This window comes from Citrobacter freundii complex sp. 2025EL-00176, assembly GCF_053309355.1.
Genome location: NZ_JBRYHT010000001.1, coordinates 296,307 through 321,993 on the forward strand (window position 1 = coordinate 296,307; position 25,687 = coordinate 321,993).

Annotated in this window: 18 protein-coding genes and 1 pseudogene; 12 read left to right on the forward strand and 7 right to left on the reverse strand. The window is 52.8% G+C overall.

Annotated features, from left to right (window positions below; genetic code table 11):
- Positions 1-3 precede the first annotated feature (3 nt).
- From ACVXHP_RS01465 to ACVXHP_RS01495, 7 genes and pseudogenes are all read left to right on the forward strand, one after another.
- A complete protein-coding gene (locus tag ACVXHP_RS01465; RefSeq protein ID WP_447570722.1) occupies positions 4-699 on the forward strand; it encodes a phage minor tail protein L in 696 nt (231 codons plus the stop codon).
- Positions 700-710: 11 nt separating this feature from the next.
- Positions 711-1,445 (forward strand): C40 family peptidase, encoded by a 735-nt coding sequence (locus ACVXHP_RS01470; RefSeq protein WP_447570723.1) that lies wholly within the window; start codon positions 711-713, stop codon positions 1,443-1,445.
- Positions 1,343-2,020 carry a tail assembly protein gene (locus ACVXHP_RS01475; RefSeq protein ID WP_137378229.1) on the forward strand — a complete coding sequence of 226 codons (678 nt, stop codon included), beginning with the start codon at positions 1,343-1,345 and terminating at the stop codon, positions 2,018-2,020. The genes ACVXHP_RS01470 and ACVXHP_RS01475 overlap by 103 nt, the downstream gene beginning before the upstream one ends.
- A 71-nt stretch (positions 2,021-2,091) precedes the next feature.
- The gene (gene gpJ, locus ACVXHP_RS01480) at positions 2,092-5,493 is read left to right on the forward strand and encodes a phage attachment tail tip protein J (protein WP_447570724.1); all 3,402 of its coding nucleotides are present in this window, start codon (positions 2,092-2,094) and stop codon (positions 5,491-5,493) included.
- Positions 5,494-5,534: 41 nt separating this feature from the next.
- Positions 5,535-7,502 carry a prophage tail fiber N-terminal domain-containing protein gene (locus ACVXHP_RS01485; RefSeq protein ID WP_447570725.1) on the forward strand — a complete coding sequence of 656 codons (1,968 nt, stop codon included), beginning with the start codon at positions 5,535-5,537 and terminating at the stop codon, positions 7,500-7,502.
- Positions 7,503-7,513: 11 nt separating this feature from the next.
- Positions 7,514-8,098 carry a DUF4376 domain-containing protein gene (locus tag ACVXHP_RS01490; RefSeq protein ID WP_447570726.1) on the forward strand — a complete coding sequence of 195 codons (585 nt, stop codon included), beginning with the start codon at positions 7,514-7,516 and terminating at the stop codon, positions 8,096-8,098.
- A gap of 264 nt (positions 8,099-8,362) precedes the next feature.
- Positions 8,363-8,737: pseudogene (locus tag ACVXHP_RS01495) on the forward strand (HumD family translesion DNA polymerase).
- 47 nt (positions 8,738-8,784) lie between these two features.
- On the opposite strand, the gene ACVXHP_RS01500 reads toward ACVXHP_RS01495, so the two are convergent.
- The 3 genes from ACVXHP_RS01500 to ACVXHP_RS01510 all read right to left on the reverse strand — a co-directional run bounded on the left by ACVXHP_RS01500 (position 8,785) and on the right by ACVXHP_RS01510 (position 10,384).
- Positions 8,785-8,901, reverse strand: a complete 117-nt coding sequence (locus ACVXHP_RS01500; protein ID WP_352477250.1) for a YnaM/YnfT family protein — start codon at positions 8,899-8,901, stop codon at positions 8,785-8,787.
- 736 nt (positions 8,902-9,637) lie between these two features.
- Entirely contained in the window at positions 9,638-9,865 is a 228-nt protein-coding gene (locus ACVXHP_RS01505; RefSeq protein WP_126318603.1) for a hypothetical protein, read from the reverse strand.
- A 300-nt stretch (positions 9,866-10,165) separates the two neighbouring features.
- Positions 10,166-10,384 carry a cold shock domain-containing protein gene (locus ACVXHP_RS01510; RefSeq protein ID WP_080625051.1) on the reverse strand — a complete coding sequence of 73 codons (219 nt, stop codon included), beginning with the start codon at positions 10,382-10,384 and terminating at the stop codon, positions 10,166-10,168.
- Between the two features lie 365 nt (positions 10,385-10,749).
- Between ACVXHP_RS01510 and ACVXHP_RS01515 the strand changes: the two genes are divergently transcribed.
- Together ACVXHP_RS01515 and ACVXHP_RS01520 are read left to right on the forward strand one after the other, a co-directional pair.
- Positions 10,750-10,914, forward strand: coding sequence for a YnfU family zinc-binding protein (locus ACVXHP_RS01515; RefSeq protein WP_223121789.1), 165 nt, complete (start codon positions 10,750-10,752; stop codon positions 10,912-10,914).
- 155 nt (positions 10,915-11,069) lie between these two features.
- Positions 11,070-19,652 carry a GH36-type glycosyl hydrolase domain-containing protein gene (locus tag ACVXHP_RS01520; RefSeq protein WP_447570727.1) on the forward strand — a complete coding sequence of 2,861 codons (8,583 nt, stop codon included), beginning with the start codon at positions 11,070-11,072 and terminating at the stop codon, positions 19,650-19,652.
- Between the two features lie 19 nt (positions 19,653-19,671).
- Here the strand turns inward: ACVXHP_RS01520 and ACVXHP_RS01525 are convergent, their stop codons facing one another.
- Positions 19,672-19,905, reverse strand: coding sequence for a hypothetical protein (locus tag ACVXHP_RS01525; RefSeq protein ID WP_079938079.1), 234 nt, complete (start codon positions 19,903-19,905; stop codon positions 19,672-19,674).
- Between the two features lie 153 nt (positions 19,906-20,058).
- Here ACVXHP_RS01525 and ACVXHP_RS01530 point away from each other — a divergent pair, with 153 nt between their 5' ends.
- Positions 20,059-20,235, forward strand: coding sequence for a YnfU family zinc-binding protein (locus tag ACVXHP_RS01530; protein ID WP_216350677.1), 177 nt, complete (start codon positions 20,059-20,061; stop codon positions 20,233-20,235).
- 79 nt (positions 20,236-20,314) lie between these two features.
- Entirely contained in the window at positions 20,315-20,587 is a 273-nt protein-coding gene (locus ACVXHP_RS01535; protein ID WP_191214947.1) for a hypothetical protein, read from the forward strand.
- A gap of 181 nt (positions 20,588-20,768) precedes the next feature.
- Here the strand turns inward: ACVXHP_RS01535 and ACVXHP_RS01540 are convergent, their stop codons facing one another.
- Entirely contained in the window at positions 20,769-21,017 is a 249-nt protein-coding gene (locus ACVXHP_RS01540; RefSeq protein WP_126318597.1) for a DinI family protein, read from the reverse strand.
- Positions 21,018-21,442: 425 nt separating this feature from the next.
- On the opposite strand from ACVXHP_RS01540, the gene pepN reads away from it, so the two are divergent.
- Entirely contained in the window at positions 21,443-24,055 is a 2,613-nt protein-coding gene (gene pepN, locus ACVXHP_RS01545) for an aminopeptidase N (RefSeq protein WP_447570728.1), read from the forward strand.
- A 71-nt stretch (positions 24,056-24,126) separates the two neighbouring features.
- Here the strand turns inward: pepN and ssuB are convergent, their stop codons facing one another.
- Positions 24,127-24,894, reverse strand: coding sequence for an aliphatic sulfonates ABC transporter ATP-binding protein (ssuB, locus tag ACVXHP_RS01550; RefSeq protein ID WP_447570729.1), 768 nt, complete (start codon positions 24,892-24,894; stop codon positions 24,127-24,129).
- A complete protein-coding gene (gene ssuC, locus ACVXHP_RS01555) occupies positions 24,891-25,682 on the reverse strand; it encodes an aliphatic sulfonate ABC transporter permease SsuC (protein WP_316130362.1) in 792 nt (263 codons plus the stop codon). Before ssuC ends, ssuB begins: the two co-directional genes overlap by 4 nt.
- Positions 25,683-25,687 lie beyond the last annotated feature (5 nt).

Below are 25,687 nucleotides of genomic sequence, written 5' to 3' on the forward strand. Positions count from 1 at the left end.
CTTATGCAAGATATTCCTCAGAGCACCCTCAACGAAACCACGAAAACCGAACAGTCGGCCCGCATTGATTTGTGGGAAATCGACCTGACGGACTTTGGTGGCCAGCGTTACTATTTTTCAAATGAACTGAACGAGAAGGGCGAGCCGGTCACCTGGCAGGGCCGGAAGTATGACGTATATCCGATACAGGGAACCGGGTTCGACCTGGTAGGGAAAGGGACTACCGCCCGCCCGACGCTGGCGGTGTCGAACCTGTTTGGCATGGTTACGGGACTTGCGGCAGATATGCAGAGCCTCGTCGGGGCCACGGTGGTAAGGCATGTTGTGTACGCCCGTTTTCTCGATGCGGTGAACTTTACAGGCGGCAACCCGGAGGCCGATCCGGAACAGGAAGTAGTCAGCCGCTGGGTGATTGAACAACTGTCAGAGCTGAAAGCCACCACGGCGACCTTTGTGCTGGCCACGCCGACCGAAACGGACGGCAGCGTGTTTCCGGCGCGGATCATGCTGGCTGATGTCTGCAACTGGACCTACCGTTCTGAGGAGTGTGGGTATGCCGGGCCGCCTGTGGCGGATGAATTTGACAAACCCACGGCAGACCCGGCAAAAGATGCCTGCAGCAAATGTCGTACTGGCTGCGAGCTGCGTGATAACCTGCCGCGCATCGGCTGCTTCCTCTCGATTAACCGTCTTTCCTGATGGATACACCCATGAAAAAAACTATCCTGGCGCATGCCGCTGCGTGTGCACCGGCTGAATCGTGCGGCTGGGTGGTGAAGACGCCTGCCGGGGAGCGGTATTTTCCCTGCCAGAATCTTTCCGCTGAACCGACAATGTATTTCCGCATGGATCCGGCAGATTACCTTCAGGCGCAGGCGGTGGGAGATGTGGTGGCTCTGGTACACAGCCATCCCGATGGCCTGCCGTTTCTCAGCGATGTTGATCGCCGCCTGCAGGTGCAAAGTGGCCTGCCGTGGTGGCTGGTCTGCGATGACCGGATATACAAATTTCGCTGCGTGCCGTTCCTCACAGGGCGGGCTTTTGAGCATGGCGTGGCTGACTGTTACACCCTGTTCCGTGATGCGTACCATCTGGCCGGTATTGAGATGCCGGATTTTGCGCGGAAGGAGGACTGGTGGAAGCAGGGGGATAATCTGTATCTGGATAATCTGGAGGCGACCGGTTTTTACCGGGTGAATGCCACAGAGGCCCAGCCCGGAGACATTCTGATTTGTTGTTTTGGTTCATCGGTTGCCAACCATGCTGCGATTTACTGCGGCGACGGCGATCTGTTGCACCATATTCCTGACCAGCTCAGTAAACGCGAGAGGTATACCGACAAATGGCAACGCCGCACACACTCCATATGGCGACACCGGGCATGGCACGAGTCTGCCTTCACGGGGATTTACAACGATTTGGCCGCCGCTTCAGCCTCAGTATAAAAACGGGGGCCGAGGCCATTTACGCGCTGGCCATGCAGGTTCCGGGGTTCCGGCAGAAAATGAATGATGGCTGGTATCAGATACGCATTGCAGGCCTGGATGTGAATGAAACCAGCCTGTCAGCCCGTCTGCACGAGCCGCTGCCAGACGGTGCCATTATTCATATTGTCCCACGCATGGCTGGGGCTAAATCCGGTGGTCTGTTCCAGGTGGTGCTGGGAGCAGTAGCAATAGCCGCGTCCTTTTTTACAGCAGGGGCTTCACTGGCAGCCTGGGGAGCAGCGTTATCTGCCGGTGCTATTTCAGCATCTTCAGTCCTGTTTTCTATGGGAGCGGCCATGATGCTGGGTGGTGTGGCGCAGATGCTGACGCCGCAGGCAAAAATCCCCTCGTCGCGGCAGACCGATAACGGCAAACAGAACACCTATTTTTCGTCGCTGGACAACATGATGGCGCAGGGTAATGCCCTGCCGGTGTTATACGGTGAAATGCTGGTCGGATCCCGCACGATCTCCCAGGAAATCAGCACACGGGATGAAGGTGGCGGGGGGCAGGTGGTGATCATCGGTCGCTGACTTACTGCAGCATATTTGTATTTACATAGAACCGCCTCCGGGCGGTTCTGTCGTTTCAGAGGGAACAGATTATGGGTAAGGGTGGTGGCAGCAGTAAAACACCGCATGAGGCTCCTGACGACCTGAAATCTAGTCAGATGCTGACGGTAGTTGATGCCATCTGCGAGGGGCCGATTGAAGGTCCTGTGGACGGGCTGAAGAGTGTCAGAATTAACAAAACGCAGGTCCTCGGCAGCGACGGTAACGCGATGGTTCATGGTGTCACCGTGGTTTACCGCGTGGGGGAGGATGAGCAGACTGCGATGGAGGGGTTCGAAGACTCCGGTGCTGAAACCCTGCTGGGTGTGGAGGTGAAGAAGTCAGAGCCGGTGACCCGCACCATTACCACTAAAACGCTGGACCGTCTGCGCTTTACCTTTGGTGTGCAGTCGCTGGTCAGTACCAGTACCAAAGGCGACCGCAACCCGACCAGCGTACAGATGCTGATCCAGTTTCGCCGAGATGGCCAGTGGCAGGTGGAGCGGGATATCACCATTACGGGGAAAACGACCACGCAGTTTCTGGCATCTGTGGTGATTGATGATTTACCGCCCCGACCGTTTGAAGTCCGCATGCTGCGCCTCACTGATGACAGCACGACAGACCTGCTGCAGAACAAAACGGTGTGGTCGGGCTATACCGAAATCATCGATGTGAAACAACGTTACCCGAATACCGCTGTTATCGGCGTAAAAGTGGACGCGGAGCAGTTTGGCAGCCAGCAGGTCACGCGAAACTATCTCCTGCGCGGGCGTATTGTGCCGGTGCCGTCAAATTACGATCCGTTAAAGCAGACTTATACGGGACTCTGGGACGGGACGTTTAAACCTGCCTGGACAGATAATCCAGCCTGGTGTGTGCTGGATATGCTGACTCACCCGCGCTACGGCATGGGAAGCCGCATTGGTGTTGCCGATGTGGACAAGTGGGCGCTGTATGCCATTGCACAGTACTGCGATCAGCCTGTTCCTGACGGTTTTGGCGGGACCGAGCCACGTATCTCCTGCAATGCGTATCTGACGGATCAGCGTAAAGCGTGGGACGTGCTGGGGGATTTCTGTTCCCTGATGCGCTGCATGCCGGTCTGGAACGGCAGCACCCTGACGTTTGTGCAGGACCGGCCCGCCGATAAAGTCTGGACCTATACGCAGAGTAATGTGGTGATGCCCGCTGATGGTGCGCCGTTCATCTACAGCTTCAGCGCACTGAAAGAGCGCCACAATGCCGCCGAGGTCCGTTACACCGACCCGAACAACGGCTGGGAAACATCCACCGAACTGGTGGAAAACGACGCTGCCATCCGTCGCTACGGTCGCAACATTCTGAAGATGGATGCGTTCGCCTGTACCAGCCGTGGGCAGGCGCACCGCGCAGGACTGTGGGCCATCACCACCGAATTGCTGGAAACGCAGACGGTGGATTTTTCCGTAGGGGCTGAGGGGCTGCGACATGTTCCCGGCGATATCATTGAGGTCTGCGACAGTGATTATGCTGGCGTGACCGTGGGCGGACGCATCCTGTCGGTCGACAGCCTTACGCGCACGATCACGCTGGACCGTGAGGTGGAGATACCGGCAGGCGGCAATGTGGTGCTGAACCTGGTGGGCAGCAATGGCCAGCCTGTTACCGTCGCGGTCACCGCACACCCCGCCCCGGACCGCGTGACCGTCAGCCAGTTACCCGATGGCGTGGCGGAGTACAGTGTGTGGGGGCTGAAACTGCCGGACCTGCGCCAGCGGCTGTTTCGCTGCGTGGCCATACGGGAAAACGATGACGGCACGTATGCCATTACCGCCGTACAGCATGTCCCGGAGAAAGAGAGCATCGTGGACAACGGGGCGACGTTTGATCCGTTGCCGGACACAGGTATCACGAACACTCCGCCTGCCGTGCAGCACCTGACCACAGAGATTCTGGCGGAGGATGGGCAGTATCAGGCGCGGGCACGATGGGATACGCCGCGTGTGGTGAAGGGGGTGAACTTTTCCCTGCGCCTGACGGTGAAAGCGGAAGATAACAGCGACCGCCTGGCCAGCAGCCTGACCCTGACCGAAACGGAGCACACCTTCCGCAACCTGACGCCGGGGCGCTACACCCTGACGGTGCGGGCGGTGAATACCCAGGGCCAGCAGGGTGAACCTGCCAGCACGGATTTCAGCATCGCCGCGCCCGCAGTACCTTCTTATGTTGAGCTGACTCCCGGCTATTTCCAGATAACCGCCACCCCGCGCCAGGCGGTATATGACCCCACGGTGCAGTATGAATTCTGGTTTACAGATACGCAGATTGCCGATATCCGCCAGGTGGAAACCGATGCGCGTTATCTCGGCACCTCGCTGTACTGGATTGCGGCCAGCAGCAGTATCAAACCCGGCAGGGATTATTACTTCTATATTCGGGCCGTGAACCAGGTCGGGAAATCGGCGTTCGTGGAGGCTAAAGGGCAGGCCAGCAACGATGCGGCGGGCTACCTGGATTTCTTCAAAGGGGAAATCACCGAAAGCCACCTGGGGAAAGAACTGCTGGAGAAGGTGGAACTGACGGAAGACAACGCCAGCAGGCTGGATCAGTTTTCGGAAGAATGGCAGGACGCGAACGGCAAATGGAATGCCATGTGGGGTGTGAAGATAGAGCAGACCAAAGACGGGAAGCACTATGTGGCTGGTCTGGGCCTGAGCATGGAAGACACGGAAGAAGGGAAGGTAAGCCAGTTCCTGGTGGCAGCAAATCGTATCGCGTTTATCGACCCGGCAAACGGCAATGAGACCCCGATGTTTGTGGCTCAGGGTAATCAGATATTTATGAACGAGGTGTTCCTCAAATATCTGACGGCTCCCACTATCACCAGTGGCGGGAACCCGCCGACCTTTACGCTGACGCCTGACGGCAAACTGACCGCCCGTAATGCGGATATCAGCGGCCATATCAGTGCGAACTCTGGTGCTCTCAACAATGTGACGATTGAGGAAAATTGCACCATAAAGGGTACGCTCCGGGCCGAGCGTATTCTTGGGGATATTGTTAAGGCAGCGGGCAGGGAGTTTCCTTACTTCATAACCAATAATGGTGAAAAACGGTACGCCAACGGGACACTGACAGTCGTGATTGAAGATGACCAGTCTTTTGACCGACAGGTTTCCATTCCTGCGATTACCTTTCAGGGGGCAGCGTATGACAGCCAGACCAGTAATGACGTATGGGATGACTGTACGCTGACTGTCAGGAAAAACGGGGTGGAGATATACAACCAGACAAGCAGAGGTGTACCGGCCGTTTTTACGCGAACACTGGATATGCCTGCCGGGAGCGGACGAATGACGCTGAGTTTCAGCGTCAGCACACGCGGTAACAGCAGCGGCTATCCATTTTCCCGAATCAGTGACCTGCTGGTTATTGTGACGAAAAAGTCATCAGCCGGGATAACAATAAGTTAATGACAGAAACCGCCTTCGGGCGGTTTTTTTATGGAGGTACTATGCCGGTACTCATATCAGGCATTCTCAAAGATGGCGCGGGAAAACCCGTACAGGACTGCACTATTCAGCTGAGCGCCAGGAAAACCAGCCCGACCGTTGTGGTTGAGGTGACCTCATCCTCGGTTACGGATGCGAATGGCCACTACAGCATTGAGGCTGAACCGGGTTATTACAGTGTGTCACTGCTGCGGGAAGGTTTTCCTCCCTCAGTGGCCGGCGACATTTACGTGGCCCCGACCGATGCGCCGGATACCCTGAATGCGTTTCTCGATGCGCCGAAGGATGCGGATCTTCGTCCGGAGGTGATGAAACGCTTTGAGGAAATGGTAAACCGCACAGCAGCGCTGTACCAGGAGGTAGAGAAGGATCGGGAACGCGCCGAACAGGCCGCACAGTCAGCAGAGCAGAGTAAAGACGCGACAGCGTTGTCTGCAACGGCTGCGGCAGAGTCACAGCGCCTGGCGGCGCTCTCTGCCGATGCTGCTGATGTGTCTGCCCAATCTGCCACAGACTCTGCCCGGCAGACAGCACAGGACGTTCTGGCCAGCGGTGCAGATGCGGACAGTGCGGCAAAGTCTGCACAGACCGCGACGGAACAGGCCGGAGTGGCAAAAACTTCCGCTGATACGGCACAGAAAGCGCAGCAGGAGGCAGGTACTTCGGCACAGTCTGCAGCTGGAAGTGCCGAAAGTGCCGCCTCTTCAGCACAAACAGCGGGTGAGCATGCAGGCAATGCAGCTGTATCTGAAACCTCAGCGCGTGAAAGCGCCCTCACGGCTACACAGGCTGCAGAACAGGGTAATAACAGCGCAGCAGCTGCAGCACTAAGTGAACAGCATGCCAGGGGATCCAGCGACAAGGCCGCTAAATCAGAGACTGCGGCATCAGCCAGTGCAGAATCGGCATCTTCAAGTGGAGCGTCAGCCCTGCAGTCAGCCAAAACGGCTGAGAACCATAAAAATGAAGCCGCTGAGAGCGCCACCCGCGCAGAACAGGCCAGAGATGAGGCCCTGACGCTGCGCGATGAAGCTAAGGAAAATGCCCTGAATGCCCGGAACAGCGCACAGGATGCTGCTGCCAGTGAGAAAGAAAGTGGACAGGCAAGGGATGAAGCACAGCTTCTTGCTGAACAGGCCAGAAGTGCAGCCTCAAAAGCCGCCGCTGATACCATTAAAGAGATACAGGAAAGTGAAGACCTCAGTGGTCCGCCAGGTCCGCAGGGGCCAGCAGGTGCAAAAGGTGAAAAGGGTGACAAGGGAGACACCGGGTTAACGGGGGCAACAGGACCAATTGGCCCTGCTGGTCCGCAGGGACCGGCAGGTGCAAAAGGCGAAAAGGGTGACAAGGGAGACACTGGGCTAACGGGGGCTACAGGACCAACAGGCCCTGCAGGTCCGCAGGGACCGGCAGGTGCAAAAGGTGAAAAGGGTGACAAAGGAGATACCGGGTTAACTGGTGCCAGAGGGGCTACTGGAGCAACTGGCCCTGCAGGTCCGCAGGGACCGGCAGGCGCAAAAGGAGATAAGGGAGATAAAGGGGATACCGGGTTAACTGGACCGCAAGGACCACAGGGGCCTGCAGGCGCTAAGGGTGCAACAGGAGCTACTGGACCACAAGGACCGGCAGGCGCAAAAGGAGCAACAGGTGCTACGGGACCGCAAGGGCCGCAGGGACCAGCAGGTGCACCAGCGGGTGCTCTTCATGCTGTAGGTACGTTTGCGCTGGCATTTTTGGAACCACCCAGAAGTCCTTTGAATCCCGGTGTAAATTTTGCAGGGAGTAGCTTACTGGCGTGTGGAATTCTAACTGACAGCGATCGTAAAGCATCATTTTGTATCTGGGGTATTAACCAAGGATATAGGTTGCCGGGTACATGGCGTTCGTGTGGGATTGTAACCACTTCATCGAATGGTATATCTGGGAATGATTTTCAATATTATGCTGGTCTTTTTCAGCGAATTTCATAGCAGGAGATTGTATGAATATTGAGGACATTCAGGCTCCTGAGTGGGCGGATAAAGAACATACAGCAATTAACTGCAGGGTTAAATTTGCAGAGTTTGATGAGTTTCTGCCGTTCACTGCATGTCAGAATGATACTGAGGAGCATGGACGCCGTATCTACAGCGAGCTTGAATCAGGAAAGTATGGAACTGTAGCCCCTTATATTGTGACTGACAAGATGGTGGAGGATTTACGAAATCAGAAACTGACTGAAATCAGCAACTGGCGGGACGTTCAGGAAAACGCCAACATTATTTTTGAATTTGGTGGACAGCGGTGGGATGGAGGCAAAGCATCGCATGAGCGTCTTGCGCCCGTGGTTATGGCTGGCAGTGCAGGACAGTTACCGGAGGGATTTTTCTGGACGGATGCGGATAACCACGATGTTCCCGTTAATTTTGCGTTCCTGCAACAGCTGGAGGCAGCGATGGTGCAGGCAATGGTAATGCACGGCTTCAGAGTTCACGAGCGGCAGCGACAGATGAAAGAAGATGTGACACAGCTGACAGATATGAGCGCCATAATTGCTTACCAGCCAGGATGGCCGGAGGAGGCATAATGAGTCGCTTTACCACGCTAGCGATACTGGAAATGCTGGTTCACTACCGATGGCGCGTATACGCGCCATTTTCGTTAATTTGCATAGAGAAAGGCCTCTGCATGTGCAGGGGCCTTTTTTTGTGGCCTGTCCATGCCCCGCTAATCGGGATACGGGCAGACAGAACGAGCACAAAGCGGCTGGTAAACTGGCGAACGTTCGATAGTGCGGGTATTGAATGATTACCAGATTTCTACTGTTCACCCCAAACGGAGGATTTTAGCTATGGGGTTCCCTTCAACTGCCAGTGATTACGTTGAAACGAGGATCTCACTCGATCAGCAGCTTATCAACCAGCAACGACTTACTTCATGCGGGTATCACGTTCACATTTCAGGGAAGGGATACTCCAGGGGGCGCTGCTTGTGGTAGAGGCATCACTTACTGCCTGCGATGACTCACTGCTGATATGTGCAATCGACGGGGAAGCGATATCGGACTCACCCTCAACCCCACCTGATTAATCTGGAGAGCGGGCGAAAGGAGGCGCTGCCAGTAGATGATGACGGATACGGTTCTGCACCCGCTATATTCTGGGTGATTACTTACATCATCAATGATGCTAGGAATGCAGAGTTTGATGATTGCCCGGCCATGTGAGCACATTATTGCTAAGTGAAGTATGAAGTGGGGTTACGTGGTTGAGGCTAATTATCATTTCTGTCTGGATTGTTAGACAAACCAATCCCTACTTTTACCGCAGCGAACAACATGATGCACAGAGTGGTAATCGCGGCAAATACCAATAAGAGACTAGTAATCATAGAGCTTCTTAATGTCAGATGAATTCAATTGTCAGACAACTGTAAAGGGAAAAGGTTCCTGGCAATTATCGTGCTTGCTATTCAAGAGGATATTACAACCCGATAGAACCTAGTTGGCTGGTAATCTGTCGATAGTTTCACCCCAATAATCCCCCTGAGTTTCCCCGTACAGAAAACAGGCATAAAAAAACAGCCGTAAAGTCTGGTTCTTAAAGGAGTTTTGGTCGGCGCGAGAGGGTTTGAACCTCCGCCCCCCGACACCCCATGACGGTGGCTACTGTTTTTAGGATTGCTATGTGCTAAAAGCGGAAATAAATAACAATTGTTCGATAATCACTTTTAGTGATCAGAAGCATTAAATCCCCTGCAGCAATATGCAGGGGCTTATATATGATGCCGGGTGCCTCCCGGTAAGTCTTTGGGTAACCTCCCATGACTCGCTGCTTCAGTCGTGCATGATGAACATTCCAGCATAGGAGTCATCAGGTTAATTAGCCCTGCCGCTCAGGAGGATTCATCATAAAAGGCAAGATAGCATGAGGAGGGTGAGAGAAATATCGGCATTTAATCAGATAACAAAGAATATTTCTCTCATGTCAGTGTAGGTATTAAAATGTTGAATATGAAAAAAAGCCTGCTGTTAGCAGGCCGTAAATATTTTTAACTCATTTTTTGTTCGCTTCTGATAAATATGGTAAGAATGCAATCAAACGTGAAGCAGAGAGCATAAAAAAAGCTATAAATATTTCCTTGCCGCATCAAGTATCTCCTGTGACGTTAACTCCCTGTCAGAAGCTACGTAAACAATACCATGAACGCCAGTTAAGGAAGGAAAGCCTGCAGACATAATCCGAAAATGCGTTTCTTCACCGTTCGGATATTCCTGCCTGATAGAGGATATATCTTCCAGAACAGTCATGACTTTACAGGATTCAGCATTAAAGAAAACAAGGACTTTTATCATATTCCACTACCCTGTTCTCTCGTGGATGTAAACAGTCAGATGCCATAAGGTAAAAGCAAAGACGTGATGCTTTCGGAGGCAGCCTCGCCTCTTACGCACTTTATTATTTAACAAGCAGTTAGCTTCTGCTTTCAGACTTTTATGCAGCAACCCTGCACTTCATCACATCGGTCAGCACACTCATAATTGCGAAAAAACATGCTGACCTGATATTAAGAATAAACGACTTTTATCTGATTTAAGTTATGGAACTGTCTACTCAGGAATAATTCTTCATCGTTATCGCAGCTCCACAAAGATTTATTTATCGCAAAGTATTACGTTTGCAGCAGCAGGACCTTTGTCACCACTGTGAATGGCGAATTCAACTTTCTGTCCTTCAAATAAGGTCTTAAAGTTGTCGCCGTTAAGCGCAGAAAAATGAACAGAGATGTCTTTACTACCATCAAGAGGAGAGATGAAGCCAAACCCTTTGTCTTCGTTAAACCATTTTACCAAACCTTTAATTCTTATGGTCATACCAACTCCTGCCACACATGATTGTATTGATAGTAAACGTATAGTATTAAACGTATGGACTCAAAAGGAGGGGATATCAGCGATAACACCTGGTAATGAGGACTACACGGAAAATGTTTAACGTTCGTCTGTACATTGAACTGATGGGATTCATTAAGGCACGGTAATTAATAATAAGCAAATTATATTTTAGCCATCCAGAGAATCTGCAAGAGAAATTAAACTGGCAAAGGCCTCAACATCCCTTCAGGGTGCCTGTGGTTGCAAATATCTACTTCTCCTGAATTTCAGTGCCTCAAAATAAATAGATTAAAACTTAACCACATGTGATACGGTGAAGCTCGTTCATTGAAAGGTTAATGGTTATGTCTATTATCAATTACGCAATGAAACTCTTCACCAATGCGTCTACCGCCACTGCCGTCTGCCCTGTTTGTGGCTTAAAATCGGCTCAACTTCTGTCAAAAATCCGGCGCAATCAGGCCATGCTTTGCCCTGGATGTAAGGCTCTGTTTATCTCCCGACGCTAGCTCGGCCAAAAAACGCAGACAAAACTCATATTCTATACTTAAGTCAAATCTCGGCAGCTGTTAAATCCCTGATGCCTTACGCCCATCCTGAGAGAACGTTTCTGAACTGATTTTGCAACTGCTCCTGCATGCTAACTCTGCATCAGAGCAATGCTATGAAAATGAACCCCAGGGCGTGGTTTAACCGCTCCCATATTCCGATGAATGCTACCGAAAGCGTAACGTTTTCGGCGAACGATCCTGCAAGTGAAAGCACTCTGCAGTCAGAACTCTTTTCGACCGCCCAGATGGAACGCTACGGTCAGAAGCTCGCCCGGACCCATAAATTATCGCCGGATAAACATCCTTATTATCTTCTAAAAAGACTCGGCGAGAATGAGGCCATCATCACCCAAAGCTGTTATGAGTTTAACGCGGGTAAAAAGACCAGCATCATGCCTGCCGGGGAGTGGTTGCTGGACAATTATTATCTTATTGAGGAACAAATCCGCACGGTCCGCCAGCACTTGCCGAAAAGCTTTGGTAAAGGTCTCCCGTCGCTGATGTCGCCGCTGAATTGCCCACGAATTTACAATATTGCATCAGAGGCCATTGCTCACGGTGACGGGCGCTGGGATGTCGCCAGCCTGACTAGCTATCTCACTGCCTATCAACAGGTGACCCCGCTGACATTAGGTGAAGTCTGGGCGTTACCGGGAATGCTGCGCCTGGCGCTGATTGAAAATCTTCGTCGTATCAGTATCGAAGTGATCAAAGCGCAGCAGGACAGAACGCTGGCTGATATGTGGATAACAAAGATTTTCGGATGTGCAGAGAATGCCCCTGGCGATTTAATCATGGTGGTTGCCGATATGGCACGCTCCCGACCTACGTTAACCAGTGCGTTTGTCGCAGAGTTGGTGCGGCGCCTGCAGGGGCATGGCAATGCGTTGTCGTTACCTCTGACCTGGGTTGATCAGTGCCTTCGGGAACAGGGGATCACCACCGACGTTCTCATACATAATTTCAATCAACAGCTTGCCGCCAGCCAGCTATCTGTCAGTAACAGCATCGCGGGTCTGCGATTACTGAGTGAAACGGATTGGGCTGATTTCGCCGAAACGATAAGTGTCGTCGAACGGGCATTACGCAATGATCCTGCCGGTATCTATCCTCGGATGCACTTCAATACTCGGGATCATTACCGGCACGTTGTTGAGGTCCTGGCCAGGGACAGTGGTCTCAGCGAGCCTGAAGTTGCTGACAGGGTGCTGACGCTTTCAGGGAACAGTGCTCCCGATACACTGGAACATCATGTTGGTTATTATCTCGCAGGCGAAGGTCGGCAGGCGCTGGACATTCATCTGTTAGCAGACACCTCAAGGCTCATGCGCTTGCGGCACAGTTTCAACAGAATAACCCTGCTGTCATGGCTTGGAAGCCTGGCGTTGTTGACAATCGCAACGACCGCAACGATTTTGCACGAAACAGCCATGCAGGGCGTAGACTGGCTGTTGATCGCGGTGATATTCCCTCTGATTATCGCTGTAACTCAGTTAATGAGCGATTTACTCAGTGACGCAACCACCCGTTTTCGCGTTCCTCGCCCATTGCCGCGGATGGATTTCTCAACCGGCATTCCCCCTGACAGCGCCACTCTGTTAGTCATCCCCTGCATGCTGACCAGCCACGAAAGTTTCAGCCAGCTCCTCACCAGTCTTGAAGTCTGCTGGCTGGGGAATGAAAACGAAAATCTCAGGTTTGCGCTGCTCACTGATTTCGCTGATTCTGCAAATGAACCCTCGCCGGAAAGCCAGATGCTGCTCAGACAGGCGATCGCCGATACGCAGGCGCTGAATCGCCGCTATCCCTCCAGCCGCCCACGTTTTTATCTGCTACACCGCCAGCCTGAATGGAACCCCGCGGAAGGAACGTGGATGGGCTATGAACGCAAGCGGGGAAAACTGGCGTTACTGAATAGTTGGTTGCGCCATCCGGGGACACAATTCGTCAGCGTTGCAGACATGCCTGCTAATCTTTTACCGGGCCACATTAAATACGTCATTACCCTGGACAGTGATACGGTGCTGCCGCGCGATACGGCGCACAAACTGGTCGCGACGATGGCGCATCCGCTGAATATGCCAGAGTATGATCCGGTACGCCAGAGGGTTGTCAAAGGATTTGGCATTTTACAACCCGGCCTTGCGGAGGAGATACCACGCAACGGTCAGGGACGTTACGCCGCCATGCGCAGCAGCATACCGGGCAATAATCCCTATTCAATGATGTCTTCGGATATCTATCAGGATCTTTTTGGGGAAGGATCGTTCGTGGGCAAAGGGATTTACGATGTTGACATTTTTATGCAAGCCACTGCCAACACCTGCCCGGAAAACTTGGTTCTCAGCCATGATCTACTCGAAGGATGCTATGCACGTTCGGGTCTGCTGAGTGAGGTGTTACTCTATGAACAGTACCCGAATAATTATCTGTCGGATGTTGCACGCCGTTCACGCTGGATCCGGGGTGACTGGCAACTGCTTAACTGGCTGAAACCACGTGTCAGAAGAGCCGATGGAACCCGGACTAGGAATCCGCTGACCGCGCTTTCTTACTGGAAATTACTCGATAATCTGCGTCGCAGTCTGGTCGCCCCTTCATTACTGGTATTGCTGTTCTTCACCCTGCTAGGGGTACCTAATCCGATTTACTGGCTGGGCGTACTGTCGCTGATATGGCTGTTGCCAACCATCCTCTGCATCACCCATGACCTACTGCATAAACCTCTGCGTCGCCGCCTGAAGCCGCATCTGTTACTGGTAGGGGCGGGCGCGCTGAAGCGTTTGTCAGGTATCGGCCTTAATTTTGCGATACTGCCGCACGAAGCCGGATATTCGCTAAAAGCGATCGCCGTGACGTTATGGCGATTGGGGATCAGCAGGCGTCACCTCAGCCAGTGGGTCAGCCACAGCCAGGACAGCAATCAGGCCGGACCCACTGTCGCGCGTTTTTATCAGGCGATGTGGCTGAATGTTGCATGTGGTGTGATGCTGATAATACTGACCGGACAATTTGCTCCACAACTGCTGGGGATTGCGTTGCCGATCGGTTTGTTATGGTGTGTGGCACCGCTGCTGATGAGCTGGCTGAGTCGCCAGCCTGCGCGTAAGGTGTTTTCGCCCAATCCGGAACAAAAACAGCTGTTGCGCCAGACAAGTCGTGAAATCTGGGCGTTTTTTGAAACCTTTGCCACAGAAAAAGAGAACTGGCTTCCGCCTGATAACTACCAGGAAATACCGCAGCCGACGGTGGCCCATCGAACTTCTCCTACCAATATTGGCCTTTCCCTCATGGCTAACCTGACGGCATGGGACTTTGGCTACCTGCCCGGCGGGGAAGTGCTACGGCGCGTGTCGCTCACGCTCGACACAATGGATAAAATGGAGCACTACCGGGGCCATCTCTACAACTGGTATGACACTCGTACGCTGGCCCCCCTCAGCCCACGCTATATCTCAAGCGTCGACAGCGGCAACATGGCAGGGCATTTGTTGACACTGCGTGCAGGGCTGTCCGCCATGCGTCATCAGCCAGTTTTAAACCGCCAACAGATACTGGCGGGACTGAACGATACGCTGGATATTCTGGAAAAACAGTGGGGTCAGAACCCGCCTGACAGCTTGCGGTTGCTGCGAAAACACTGCCTGAGCGCGGTGTCGCTCTCTCCGCAGACATTTTTCAGCGAGCTGAAAAATATGCGCACCCAGTGCAATCACCTGAACACGCTATGCCATCAGGGATCTCCTATTCAGATGCGTTGGGCAGGACATCTGGAGCATCAACTGGTTCAGCTTTGCCATGAGTGGTCGCTGCTGCTTGGTTGGTTACCCGCATCCTGGAACGAACAGACGCTGCCGACTTTGTGTGAGCTTGCCCGCGCAACATTTACTGGTGCAGGAACCCCCCCGGCGTCAGCGACGGAGCAGGCCCGGATGCGACTCAATATTATCACTGAACTTGAACAACGGCTGGATGAGCATGCCCGGATGGATTTCGCCTTTCTGTACAGCGAACCAACCAGTCTGCTCAGTGTTGGCTATAACTGTGACACGAATATGCCTGACAAGAGCCACTACGATCTTCTGCCGTCTGAAATCCGCCTGACCAGCTTTCTTGCCATTGCCACTAATCAGCTACCTCTTAAAAGCTGGTACGCGCTGGGGCGACTGTTCACCACCATTGACAATGAAACAGCCCTGATGTCATGGAGCGGGTCAATGTTTGAATACCTGATGCCGAATCTGGTAATGCCCACCTGGCCTGGCAGCCTGCTCGATGAAATGAGTCAGTCGGCGGTTATGCGCCAGATTCATTGGGGGAAAGAACGCGGAGTACCGTGGGGCGTTTCAGAGTCTGGTTATCATGCTTTTGATGTTCAGCATAATTATCAATATCAGGCATTTGGTGTGCCGGGTCTCGGCCTGCGCAGGGGGCTTGCTGATGACATGGTTGTCGCCCCTTACGCCACACTGCTGGCGTTGATGGTTTCCCCACAGAAAGCTTGTGAGAACCTGATAAGGCTGCAAAAAAATGGCGCACTTGGTGAATACGGTTTTTATGAAGCGCTGGACTATACTCCCTCACGCCTCGCAACCGGTCAGCTCTATGCGGTGGTTCAGTCCTGGATGGCGCATCACCAAGGGATGGCGTTTCAGGCGCTGGCTCATGTGCTACTTGACGCCCCGATGACTGAACGCTTCATGTCCAGTACGGTCTTCCGCTCAGCGAGCCTGCTGTTACAGGAACGCGTGCCGGATGCAGTCGATCTGTACAGTCCGCGCCGTCATTTTGAATCTCATGAGGGCAGGGTCAAACCCGTTCGCTATGAACCCCGTATTTTCTATGGCGTGGACACGCCGGCCCCGGATATTCAACTGCTGTCCAACAACCATTATCATCTGATGTTGACCACGGGCGGCGGCGGCTATAGTCGCTGGAATAATATTGCGCTCACGCGCTGGCGCAGTGATACCACCCGCGATAACTGGGGAGCATTCTGCTATATCCGCGATATACAGACGGGGAATGTATCGAGCAATACCTGGCAACCGACAGCCCACACCAGCGGGCATGACGAGGAAGTGATATTCACCGATGCGAGTGCTGAATTCAGACGCTCTTTCGATGGGCTCAGCGTCAAAACTCAGGTTGTGATCTCCCCGGAGGATGATATTGAGTTGCGACGACTCACACTGATTCATCGTGGTCGCCAGCCTCGCTCTCTGGAACTGACAACCTATGCCGAAGTAGTACTGGCGCCTGAAGCCAGCGATCTGGCGCACCCGGCATTTAGCAATTTGTTTATTCAGACGGAACTGGATCCTGAGCGTGACGCTATTCTTTGCCACCGGCGCCCGCGTTCTCCGGGTGAAGCGAGTCCCTGCCTGTTTCACATGATGGTGGTGCATGGCGATAACCGTCATAACGTTTCGTTTGAAACAGACAGGGCAAAATTTCTTGGTCGTGGCAGAAACCCTGCGGATGCCCAGGCAATAAAGGCAGGCGGGGCGCTCAGCAACACGTCGGGGTCAGTGCTGGATCCGATCCTGGCAATACGCCACGCCATCACTCTGCAGCCGGGGCAGCCGGTCACGATTGATATCATTTATGGCATCAGCGAGACCCGCCAGCATAGCCTGGCATTGCTGGAAAAATACCGCGATTACCCTATCGCTGATCGCGTATTTGAACTGGCCTGGTCTCACAGTCTGGTGGTGTTACGCCAGATGAACGCCAGTGAAGATGATGCCACTTTGTTTAATCGTCTTGCCAGCGCGGTACTTTACCCTGTCCAGGAGCTGCGCGCCGAAGGCCAGGCGATCAGCCGCAACCGGCGTGGTCAGTCCGGTCTGTGGGGCTGGGCAATTTCAGGTGATCTGCCGATAGTGCTGATCAGTATTACCAGCGAGGAAAGTATTGCTTCAGTGACCACACTGATTCAGGCACACCGTTACTGGAGACAGAAAGGACTGGATGTTGATTTGGTTATCCTGAATAACAGTCCCGGCGGCTACCTGCAGGGCTTACAAAATCAGATTATGGACTTAATTTATGCCGGGTCTGAAGCCAGTCTGCTGGACAAAACGGGCGGTATTTTTGTTCGTAATGGCGAGCATCTCTCTGCTGAGGATAAGTTGCTTTTGATGAGCGTGGCCTGTCTTTATCTTGATGACCGCACAGGTAATATCAATGAGCAGCTTAATCAGCGTACTCATACCCTTAAACCTCAGGCCAGAACACTCATTCCACGGGCTGTACGCGAGCGTAATCAACATACGGACTGGAGTCCCGATATCAGTCAGTTATGCCATTTCAATGGGTACGGTGGATTTTCTCAGGATGGTCGGGAATATCAGATTGTTCTGCGGGAAGATGCGCAGACACCGGCACCCTGGTCAAACGTACTGGCAAATGCCCGTTTTGGCACTGTGATTTCAGAGGCGGGACAGGCCTACTCCTGGTATGAGAATGCACATGAATACCGGTTGACACCGTGGGAGAACGATCCGGTGAGCGATCGCAGCGGCGAGGCGTTTTATCTGCGCGATGAAGAGAGTGGTGAGTGTTGGTCACCGACGACTTTACCTGTTCGCGGACATGGTGATTACCTGACCCGCCATGGTTTTGGTTACAGCGTGTTTGCCCATCGAGAGAATGGTATAGACAGCGAGCTGACGGTCCTGGTTGCCGAAGAGGCGCCGGTTAAACTGGCGCTCCTGACGCTCAGTAACTCTTCGGGTCGGACACGCAAACTTTCCGTCACCGGCTATGTGGAGTGGACGCTCGGAGGAACACGAACTCGCTCAGCCCCTCACATTGTGACACATGCGGCCAGACCACCTGGCGGCTGCGGAGTGCTGGCGAACAACTTTTATGGCGATAACGGTAGCGGTCGTACTGCCTTTTTTGCCGTCAGCGGTAATGACTGTTCGTTGACCGGGGACCGCCGGGAGTTTATCGGTCGTAATGGTTCTCTGCACGCCCCGTCGGTCATGAAGCTACGCAGGCTTTCAGGTAAAACGGGCGCCGGTCTGGATCCCTGCGGGGCAGTACAATCGGCGGTAACATTAATTGATGGGGATCAGAGGACGTTTATTTTTATCCTTGGCGCAGAGGAGGATCATATTCGAGCTCAGGAGACGCTTGCCCGTTATATGAATGAGGAGACGGTCCGCGAGGAGCTGAACCGGGTTCACAACCACTGGCACAATGTGCTCGATAAAATTGTGGTTAACACTCCCGACACATCGGTAAATTTACTGGTGAATGGCTGGCTATTGTACCAGACGGTAGCCTGTCGCCTGATGGCTCGCAGCGGTTACTACCAGTCCGGCGGCGCATTTGGTTTTCGCGATCAACTGCAGGATACGCTGGCGCTGAGCCATGCTGATCCGAACCGGATGCGAGAACAGATAATCCTGTGTGCATCACGGCAATTTATTGAGGGTGATGTACAGCACTGGTGGCACCCGCCACACGGCAATGGAGTGCGCACTCGCTGTTCCGATGATTATCTGTGGCTTCCGCTTGCCGTTTGCCACTATGTTGAAACGACGGGGGATATGGATGTACTGGAAACACGTATTCCTTATCTGGAGGGACGTCCGCTTCAGCCTGGTGAAGAGTCTGCCTATGATACGCCGGTGATCAGCGGTACCGAAGAGACACTCTGGTTACACTGCGTCAAAGCCATTAAGTATGGACAACAGTTCGGGGAGCATGGTCTGCCGCTGATGGGGGCTGGTGACTGGAATGACGGCATGAACCGGGTGGGGATCGAAGGCAAAGGTGAAAGCGTCTGGCTGGGCTTCTTCCTGTTCGACATTTTGCAGCGGTTTGCGGCGCTGGCTGATCGCAGGCTGGATGAAAGCGTCGCCTCAATGTGCCGTTCACAGGCTATGCGCCTGCAAAGCAATCTCGAAGCCCACGCCTGGGATGGTGAATGGTACCGGCGTGGATATTTTGACGATGGTACTCCCCTGGGGTCGAAGGCTTCACAGGACTGCCGGATTGATGCGATTGCGCAGAGTTGGTCTGTATTGTCCGGGGCCGCAAGCCCGGGACGGTGCGCAATGGCCATGCAGGCGCTGGATAAGCACCTTGTGGATAACGAGGGGGGACTGATAAAACTATTAACACCTCCTTTCGATGGGCACGGTCCAAATCCTGGTTACATACAGGGTTACCTGCCTGGTGTGAGGGAAAACGGAGGACAGTATACACATGGCGCTATCTGGGCTGTGATGGCATTTGCCCGAATGGGGAATGCCGAACGCGCTTGGCAACTCTGGTCAATGCTCAACCCGATAAATCATACTCTGAATACAGACTCGGCCGGGATTTATAAAGCTGAACCTTATGTCATGAGTGCTGATGTCTACAGTGTCGCTCCCCATATCGGACGTGCAGGATGGAGCTGGTATACTGGTTCTGCAGGCTGGGCCTGGCGTTTACTTACCGAGGAATTACTGGGGATAAAACGTTCCGGTGCTGACTTTACGGTTCATGCCAGGTTGCCGGATGGGTGGACATCTTTTTCTATGAGCTATCAATATGGCGAAAGCCATTATCAAATTAGTGTCTCACGCGGCGATGCAGAACATCGCGTGACACTGGACGGTGTTCTCCTCCCTGATGACAGAATACCGCTGAAGGATGATGGACAAAACCATATGGTTGAGATCATTCAGAACTGACACTGAGTCCGGAGGCGCATTAACGTCTGCCGTTAATGCGCTGATTATCCCTGAGAACATCAATCGCAGTTTGCATGGCGATTTTGTCATCCCGCCTTTTTTGTTTGCCCTGCATGAACTGAAGGTATTCCAGCAAGGTGCGGGTATTAATCGGTCGGCCCTGTTTACCCACAGCCAGCACGGCTTCGCCAAGAATAATTTTCACTGGCGGTAGTTGTGCCGGATACCAGTCAAGGGTGTCTTCTGATTTCATCATAAATCTCTCACGGAAGGGTAGTGTATCATAAATCAGACATTCAATTTTCAATATTTGATATCCTGATTCAGACACAACTTAACATAACTTATGCCAGTTATTTTTATATTAAAGCGTATAATAATTACTGTATTCCTCAGAGAATTATTTATGTCTTATACAAAAGGGCTCAGGTATTTTAAAGAAAGACCGGTTCATGTTGCCTGCCCGGTGTGCGCACACAAAGCTGATCAGAAAGCAGGTAAACTAAGAAAAGATGCAGTTCTTGAGTGCCCTGCCTGCGGACTGTTGTTCAGACCTTCAGAATGCTGGTGTATCGGCGGCTGATCAGCTTCTGCCTTTTAACGTAAGTGATGTCGGGAAATGACAATATTTCTCCTGTTTTGCAGTTGTCGAGGGTATGATAATGAAATCTAAAAAATCTGTTTTTATTGAAGGACATATTCTGTCGAATAGCTGTCACGGGCAGGCTGGTCAACCTTTCTGCATTCACCGGGTCAGGTTTAGTAATGGTAAATATGCGATTATCCGGATGACATCCGGGATATGTTTCAAACCTGGCGAAATTATTCAACGAAAAGATTGCGAGTGGTTTTATAAACTTACCAAAATTCGCCTTCTTTCTTTTGAGTACCTTGAGGATGATGAATCAAGGAGACAATTTACTGAATATCAATGATAAATCCATGAATTTAATAACAGCCGTTACACGTTTCGGCAGAAACGAATTATGTGTTGAGCTACAGAGTTACATCAATGTGGCCTTTAGAACTAATATGCACAGCTATATTAATACAGATATTAACTCATAGAAAACATGGAATTAATCTGGTTATTCCCTCTGTTGTTAGGCTATCCGGTTAGAGATTTAAGAAATCATTCATCCACATATCGGACTCTTCAAACATCTCCTCCAGCATGCGGTTCAGCTTTTCCCGATCGCTTTTGCTGGCATCGCTATTCAAGCCGTTCGTCTGCATCGGTTTCACCTTCACTTCGGCATCAGGGAAAATCTGGTGCACCCGCTTTGTCAGTTCAGCCAAGATGATCTCTCTGGCACCAGCTAAACCTTCCACATTTCTTTTATCGTAAACTAGTTCAACGAACATAACTTATCCCATTAATACTGTATTAATATACAGTATTAATACACCAGAAGTTTTGTCTGTCAAGATACCAGCTATGAACAGTTAAGTTTTTGGGGATTTTTTGAAATAGATTTATGGCAAAAACGCACTGAAACACTGATGGCGTCTGGTTTCGGCTAAATTCATCCGTGGGGCATGGATGGGGCAAAAGTGGTTTATGAAGTTCGTTTAAGTTCGCTAATCCTGTTTTGTCGTGATATCGCTCATCCCTTGTTTCACGCGCTCCTGGACGATCTTTATCGATATTAAAAATTATGAGTTCATATTATGAAAATGTAGCAAAAAGGGTGTTTGTGCCTGAAAAGATGAACATTCTGCGTAGCGCGATTTACGCAACAGGAATAGACTGAAGCCGAGACTCTACCAAAGATGCTAAAGGTTTTTTTATGACACAACAGCCACAAGCCAAATACCGTCACGACTATCGTGCGCCGGATTACCAGATTACCGATATTGACTTGACCTTTGACCTGGATGCTGAAAAAACCGTGGTCACCGCAGTGAGCCAGGCTGTCCGTCATGGTGCATCCGATGCGCCCCTGCGCCTGAATGGCGAAGATCTGACCCTGGTGTCAATCCACGTGAACGACGAGCCGTGGACAGAGTATAAAGAAGAAGAGGGCGCTCTGGTCATCAGTCAGTTGCCGGAACGTTTTACGCTGCGTATCGTGAACGAAATTAGCCCGGCGGCCAATACCGCGCTGGAAGGACTGTATAAGTCTGGCGATGCGCTGTGCACCCAGTGTGAAGCAGAAGGGTTCCGCCATATTACCTGGTATCTCGACAGACCTGATGTTCTGGCGCGTTTTACCACCAAAATTATCGCCGATAAAACCCAATATCCGTTCCTGCTCTCTAACGGCAACCGCGTGGCGCAGGGTGAACTGGAAAACGGTCGTCACTGGGTGCAGTGGCAGGATCCGTTCCCGAAACCGTGCTATCTGTTTGCGCTGGTAGCCGGTGATTTCGACGTCCTGCGTGACACCTTTACCACCCGCTCAGGACGTGAAGTGGCGCTGGAACTGTATGTCGATCGCGGCAATCTGGACCGTGCGCCGTGGGCGATGACCTCGCTGAAAAACTCCATGAAATGGGATGAAGAGCGTTTCGGCCTCGAGTATGACCTCGACATCTATATGATTGTCGCCGTCGACTTCTTCAATATGGGCGCGATGGAGAATAAAGGTCTGAACATCTTTAACTCCAAATATGTGCTGGCCCGGACCGATACGGCCACCGACAAAGACTATCTCGATATTGAACGCGTTATTGGTCACGAATATTTCCATAACTGGACCGGCAACCGTGTGACCTGTCGCGACTGGTTCCAGTTGAGCCTGAAAGAAGGTTTAACCGTATTCCGCGATCAGGAGTTCAGTTCCGATCTCGGCTCACGCGCGGTAAACCGTATCAGCAATGTACGTACTATGCGCGGCCTGCAGTTTGCCGAAGACGCCAGCCCGATGGCGCACCCGATCCGCCCGGATATGGTCATCGAAATGAATAACTTCTATACCCTGACCGTGTACGAAAAGGGCGCTGAAGTTATTCGTATGATCCACACCCTGCTGGGTGAGGCTAACTTCCAGAAAGGGATGCAGCTGTACTTTGAACGTCATGACGGCAGCGCTGCGACCTGTGATGATTTCGTGCAGGCGATGGAAGATGCGTCCAATGTCGATCTCTCGCATTTCCGTCGCTGGTACAGTCAGTCCGGTACGCCGATTCTGACCGTGCGTGATGACTACAATCCGTCAACTGAGCAATACACGCTGACTATCAGCCAGCGCACGCCTGCCACGCCGGATCAGGCTGAAAAACAGCCGCTGCATATTCCTTTCGCCCTCGAGTTGTATGACAACGAAGGGAAAGTGATCCCGCTACAAAAAGGCGGGCATCCGGTGAATGCCGTGCTCAACGTTACCCAGCCAGAACAGACGTTTGTCTTTGATAACGTCTACTTCCAGCCGGTTCCGGCACTGCTGTGCGAATTCTCCGCACCGGTAAAACTGGAATACAAATGGAGCGATCAGCAACTGACCTTCCTGATGCGTCATGCGCGTAACGATTTCTCTCGTTGGGATGCGGCGCAAAGTCTGCTGGCGACCTATATTAAGCTCAATGTTGCCCGTCATCAGCAGGGCCAGCCGTTGTCGCTGCCGGTACATGTGGCCGATGCATTCCGCGCAATTTTGCTGGATGAGAAAATCGATCCGGCGCTGGCGGCAGAGATCCTGACGTTGCCTTCGGTGAATGAAATTGCCGAACTGTTCGACATCATTGATCCCGTGGCGATAACGGAAGTTCGCGAAGCATTGACTCGCACGCTGGCGGCCGAGCTGGCGGATGAATTCCTCGCTATCTATAACGCTAATCATCTTGACGAGTACCGCGTTGAGCATGCAGATATTGGTAAGCGTACGCTGCGCAATGCCTGCCTGCGCTTCCTGGCCTTTGGCGAAACCCATCTGGCTGACACGCTGGTCAGCAAACAGTACCGTGAAGCGAACAATATGACTGACGCCCTGGCGGCGCTGTCCGCTGCTGTGGCGGCGCAACTGCCATGCCGTGACGTATTGATGCAGGAGTATGACGATAAGTGGCATCATGACGGTCTGGTGATGGATAAATGGTTTATCCTGCAATCCACCAGCCCGGCGAGAAACGTGCTGGAAACGGTACGCGGTCTGCTGAAGCATCGTTCCTTCAGTATGAGTAACCCGAACCGCATCCGTTCGCTGATTGGCGCTTTTGCGGGCAGCAACCCGGCGGCTTTCCATGCGGAAGATGGCAGCGGCTATCAGTTCTTGGTCGATATGCTGACTGAGCTGAATAGCCGCAACCCGCAGGTGGCGTCACGTCTGATTGAGCCGTTGATTCGTTTAAAACGTTATGATGTCAAACGTCAGGCGAAGATGCGTGCGGCGCTGGAACAGTTGAAAGGCCTCGAGAATCTCTCCGGCGATCTGTTCGAGAAGATTGACAAAGCGTTAGCCTGATAATATTGCCGGATGGATCCGGCCTACCATTCACGCGTAGGCCGGATAAGCGGTAGCGCCATCCGGCGTTTTTAACCCTGCTTACGTAGCTGAACTTCATTTTCGCCGCGTTTCATAACCCGGTTCAACACTTCCGCTTCCAGCTCGGCTAGCCGCACCGATCCCAAACGACGGGGGCGCTGAATATCCACCGTCAGATCCAGCCCGATTTTGCCATCTTCGATCAACAGCACGCGGTCAGCCATCGCGACGGCCTCACTGACATCGTGCGTCACCAGCAGCACGGTAAAGCCGTGGTCCTGCCACAGCGAGACGATCAGATCCTGCATCTCAAGACGGGTTAACGCATCCAGCGCGCCGAGCGGTTCATCCAGTAACAGCAGGCCAGGGCGGTGAATTAATGCCCGAGCGAGGGCCACGCGCTGTTTTTGTCCGCCAGACAGGGCGGCAGGCCATTCCTCTGCCCGGTTTTCCAGGCCAACGGCGGCAAGCGCATTACGGGCCGCATCGCGCCATTGACCTTTCAGCCCCAGACCAACATTATCGATAACCGTTTTCCATGGCAGCAGACGCGCATCCTGAAACATCATGCGCGTATCATCCTGAATCTCTGCCAGCGGGGTGGTTCCGGCAAGTAATGCGCCTGAAGTGGGCGATTCCAGCCCAGCCAGCAGCCGCAGTAAGGTGCTTTTGCCACCGCCGCTGCGGCCCACTACGGCAACAAATTGCCCTGCCGGAATATGCAGATCTAATTGATTCAGCACCGTATTGGCGGCGTATTGTTTGGTCACGGCGCTCAGCAAAAGCGGCGTGCCCTGATTCAAGCGAGCGGTATTCATACAGTAGCCTCCTTCACATGGTAAGCCGGGTTCCAGCGCAGCCAGATCCGCTCCAGCAGTTGGGCGCTGACATCGGCAAGTTTGCCGAGCAAGGCATAGAGAATGATGGCCACTACCACCACGTCGGTTTGCAAAAATTCACGGGCATTCATCGCCAGATAACCAATGCCGGCATTGGCTGAAATGGTCTCCGCAACGATCAGCGTCAGCCACATCAGTCCGAGAGCAAAACGTACGCCAACCATAATCGAGGGCAGGGCGCCGGGGAGGATCACATGGATAAACAGTGAAAAGCCGGACAACCCATAGCTGCGCGCCATCTCCACCAGGCCGCGATCGATATTGCGGATCCCGTGCCAGGTGTTGATGTAAATCGGGAACAGTGTGCCCAAGGCGACGAGAAAAATTTTGGCGGATTCATCAATGCCGAACCACAAAATCACCAGCGGGATCAGCGCCAGATGGGGGACATTACGCAGCATCTGCACCGACGTATCCAGCAGGCGTTCCCCCCAGCGTGAAAGACCGCTGATGAGTCCCAGCGTCAAACCTAACGAGCCACCGATCGAGAATCCGATCAGCGCCCGCCAGGAACTGATCGCCAGATGCTGCCAAAGCTCGCCGCTGGCGGAGAGCGTCCAGAAGGCTTCGACAACCCCCTCCGGGGAGGGCAGGATGCGGGTGGATAGCCAGCCCATTGACGAAGCTATCTGCCAGAACGCCACCAGGCCTACCGGCAAAAACCAGGGGGCGAGGCGCAATAACCACCTGTTTTTCGGTGTTGTCATCAGCG

Bases quoted from the DNA above. Each gene is read 5' to 3' on its own strand.
- ACVXHP_RS01465 (WP_447570722.1), top strand. From the start codon at position 4: ATGCAAGATATTCCTCAGAGCACCCTCAACGAAACCACGAAAACCGAA.
- ACVXHP_RS01470 (WP_447570723.1), top strand. From the start codon at position 711: ATGAAAAAAACTATCCTGGCGCATGCCGCTGCGTGTGCACCGGCTGAA.
- ACVXHP_RS01475 (WP_137378229.1), top strand. From the start codon at position 1,343: ATGGCAACGCCGCACACACTCCATATGGCGACACCGGGCATGGCACGA.
- gpJ (WP_447570724.1), top strand. From the start codon at position 2,092: ATGGGTAAGGGTGGTGGCAGCAGTAAAACACCGCATGAGGCTCCTGAC.
- ACVXHP_RS01485 (WP_447570725.1), top strand. From the start codon at position 5,535: ATGCCGGTACTCATATCAGGCATTCTCAAAGATGGCGCGGGAAAACCC.
- ACVXHP_RS01490 (WP_447570726.1), top strand. From the start codon at position 7,514: ATGAATATTGAGGACATTCAGGCTCCTGAGTGGGCGGATAAAGAACAT.
- ACVXHP_RS01500 (WP_352477250.1), bottom strand. From the start codon at position 8,901: ATGATTACTAGTCTCTTATTGGTATTTGCCGCGATTACCACTCTGTGC.
- ACVXHP_RS01505 (WP_126318603.1), bottom strand. From the start codon at position 9,865: ATGATAAAAGTCCTTGTTTTCTTTAATGCTGAATCCTGTAAAGTCATG.
- ACVXHP_RS01510 (WP_080625051.1), bottom strand. From the start codon at position 10,384: ATGACCATAAGAATTAAAGGTTTGGTAAAATGGTTTAACGAAGACAAA.
- ACVXHP_RS01515 (WP_223121789.1), top strand. From the start codon at position 10,750: ATGTCTATTATCAATTACGCAATGAAACTCTTCACCAATGCGTCTACC.
- ACVXHP_RS01520 (WP_447570727.1), top strand. From the start codon at position 11,070: ATGAAAATGAACCCCAGGGCGTGGTTTAACCGCTCCCATATTCCGATG.
- ACVXHP_RS01525 (WP_079938079.1), bottom strand. From the start codon at position 19,905: ATGAAATCAGAAGACACCCTTGACTGGTATCCGGCACAACTACCGCCA.
- ACVXHP_RS01530 (WP_216350677.1), top strand. From the start codon at position 20,059: ATGTCTTATACAAAAGGGCTCAGGTATTTTAAAGAAAGACCGGTTCAT.
- ACVXHP_RS01535 (WP_191214947.1), top strand. From the start codon at position 20,315: ATGAAATCTAAAAAATCTGTTTTTATTGAAGGACATATTCTGTCGAAT.
- ACVXHP_RS01540 (WP_126318597.1), bottom strand. From the start codon at position 21,017: ATGTTCGTTGAACTAGTTTACGATAAAAGAAATGTGGAAGGTTTAGCT.
- pepN (WP_447570728.1), top strand. From the start codon at position 21,443: ATGACACAACAGCCACAAGCCAAATACCGTCACGACTATCGTGCGCCG.
- ssuB (WP_447570729.1), bottom strand. From the start codon at position 24,894: ATGAATACCGCTCGCTTGAATCAGGGCACGCCGCTTTTGCTGAGCGCC.
- ssuC (WP_316130362.1), bottom strand. From the start codon at position 25,682: ATGACAACACCGAAAAACAGGTGGTTATTGCGCCTCGCCCCCTGGTTT.